Source organism: Bradyrhizobium sp. 153 (assembly GCF_023073835.1).
In the GTDB taxonomy this organism is placed as follows: Bacteria; Pseudomonadota; Alphaproteobacteria; order Rhizobiales; family Xanthobacteraceae; genus Bradyrhizobium.
The window spans coordinates 1-2,358 of sequence record NZ_JADPKH010000149.1 but is presented as its reverse complement, the minus strand read 5'-3'; the positions used below and the strand labels follow the sequence as shown (position 1 = coordinate 2,358).

Annotated in this window: 2 protein-coding genes and 1 pseudogene; all 3 read right to left on the bottom strand. The window is 61.8% G+C overall.

Features of this window, described 5'->3' with window-relative positions; translation table 11 throughout:
• Positions 1–1,437, bottom strand: a pseudogene (locus IVA91_RS33695) (IS66 family transposase); the annotation flags it as partial.
• Positions 1,438–1,531: 94 nt separating this feature from the next.
• Entirely contained in the window at positions 1,532–1,825 is a 294-nt protein-coding gene (gene tnpB, locus IVA91_RS33690) for an IS66 family insertion sequence element accessory protein TnpB (RefSeq protein WP_346015549.1), read from the bottom strand.
• A 50-nt stretch (positions 1,826–1,875) separates the two neighbouring features.
• Positions 1,876–2,271, bottom strand: a complete 396-nt coding sequence (locus tag IVA91_RS33685) for a transposase (protein WP_247460456.1) — start codon at positions 2,269–2,271, stop codon at positions 1,876–1,878.
• Between the last annotated feature and the right edge of the window lie 87 nt (positions 2,272–2,358).

The window sequence follows — 2,358 nt, the reverse complement described above, 5'->3', positions numbered from 1 at the left end:
CATCCGCGAGCCAAGCTTGTGGATCAACGTCGTTCATCTTGCAGGTCTCGATCAGGGTATAGACGGCGGCGGCGCGATGACCGCCGGCGTCTGAACCGGCGAAGGTCCAATTTCGTCTTCCGACAGCCACACCGCGTAACGCTCGTTCGGCAGCGTTGTTCGAGAGGCAGACGCGACCATCGTCCAGGAAGCGGGTGAACGCCGCCCAACGGTTGAGCAGGTAGTTGATCGCCTTTGCAGTATCGTTGCCTGATGAGAGCAAGGTTCGCTGCTGACGCATCCAGGTTTCGAGATCGGCGACGATCGGCCTCGACTTATCACGACGTACCGCAAGCCGCTGTTCCGGCGTTTTGCCGTTGATGGTGCGCTCGATCTCGAACAGGATATCGATGCGTCGCACGGCCTCGCTCGCAATCGGCGCCTCTCCAGATTTCGCCAGGTCGAAGAACTTTCTGCGGCCGTGGCTCCAACAGGCCGCTTCAAGGATCGGAGCTGGCTTCCTTTGGGCCTTGTAGAGCTGGTTATATCCATCGAAGGCATCGGCCTGCATGAGGCCGACATAGCCGGCAAGATGGCTCTGCGGGTGTCCTCCAGCCCGGTTGCGTGAGTAGTAGAACAGGGCCGCCGGCGGATCCGTGGCGCCAAACGGCCGGTCATCGCGAACATAAGTCCAGATCCGACCGGTCGCCGTCTTGAGCTTGGCCAGCACTGGCACCGTCGTATCGTCGGCGTGGATGCGTTCCGCGCTCATGACGTGGATCCGGATCGCCTCAATGATGGGATCGAGTGCCACCACGCAGGCGCCGATCCGATCCGCCAGGGTCGAGACGTCGATCTCGATCCCTTCGCGGGCATAGGTCTTGCTCTGTCAGTTCAACGGCTGGTGCAGCAGGAACTTGTTGACCAGCACCATCGCCAGCAGGCTCGGCCCGGCAAAGCCTCGCGGGATCGGATGGGAGGGCGCCGGCGCCTCGGTGATTGCCTCACAATCCCGGCAGGAGAACTTTTCGCGGACATGCTCGATAATCTTCCAGCGCCGCGGCTCACATTCCAGGGTCTTCGATACCACCTCCCCGAGCTTGTGCAGTCGCTCCTGCCGCACTTGCCACATACGCAAGGAGCGGGTTCGACGATGCGTTCGATCGGCAGATTGTCCGGCAACGGACGTCGCGGCGGCCGCGGATTTTGCACGCGCTGCTGTTTGGCGGCTTCCGGCGCTGCGAGCTCGGCCTTGGTTTCCTGCTCAGCCTGGGTCTCTTCAAGATCCTCGATGGCGAGTTCGAGCTGCTCGACCAGCAGCTTGCCGCGCTCAGAAGATTGCCCGAACTGTTCTCGTCGTGCCTTGGCCAGCATCAGCTTCAGCCGCTCGATCTCCAGCCGGCCAACGGTCACTTCGCTCCTCGCCAGCGTCAGCTGCTCGCGCTGCGCAATGATCATCGCGTGTGCTGCGGCAAGGTCGGTGGGAAGCGGATCGGCTGGCGTCGTCACGAGGACGAATCAACCATATTCGTCGCAAAAAATCCCGCTCGATTTAACCGGAAGCCTGTGGACGCCAGGTTGCCTGCGGCATCCGCCAATCAATTCCGGAGAGGAGATAGGATAGCTGCGCAACGCTGATCGTCACAACGCCATCCGCCATTGATGGCCACAAAAAGCGGCCTCGCTCCAGCCGCTTCGTGAACAGACACGCGCCTTGGCCATCATGCCAGATGATCTTGATCAGGTCGCCGCGGCGGCCTCTAAAAACATAGAGATCACCGGCATGCGGATCACGCTTCAAACTCTCCTGGACCAGACGCGCGAGGCTCGGGAAGCCGCGGCGCATATCGGTATGGCCGGTCGCAAGCCACACCCGCACATTACCCGGTATGGCAATCATCGGCGCTCAAGTACCTCGAGGACCCGCGCCAGCGCTTCTGTATCGACGTGCGAGTCCACTCGGATGCGTCGCCGGTTACCGAGGTCGATCTCGATCAATCCAATACGCGCGGCCACTACAGACCGCCCTCGGCTATCACCCGCAGGTAAGAGCTTCGGAGTTTCCTCCGCCTCCGTGGCGGCGATCTGCACCGGCGCAAAAGACGGTGCGACCTGCTCGGATGTCCGCGCTTGACGACGCCAGGTGAACACCAGGCTGGCCGCTACTCCGTTGCGACGTGCAACCGCTGTCACCTTTGCGCCCGGCGCCAACGTCTCCTCGACAATCCGTGCCTTGTCATCCTGCGACCAACGCCGCCGACGCTCCAGCCCGCCCAAAACCTCGACCCGCATCGCCTGATGACCTTGAAGCTAAATTTAAGGTCACACGCTTGGCGAATTACAGCGTGTCAGACAAGACGGCGCCCGCCGGATGCGTAC

What these genes read in the sequence shown, in the direction of transcription:
- IVA91_RS33685 (WP_247460456.1), bottom strand. Translation starts at nt 2,271, where the DNA reads ATGCGGGTCGAGGTTTTGGGCGGGCTGGAGCGTCGGCGGCGTTGGTCG.
- tnpB (WP_346015549.1), bottom strand. Translation starts at nt 1,825, where the DNA reads ATGCGCCGCGGCTTCCCGAGCCTCGCGCGTCTGGTCCAGGAGAGTTTG.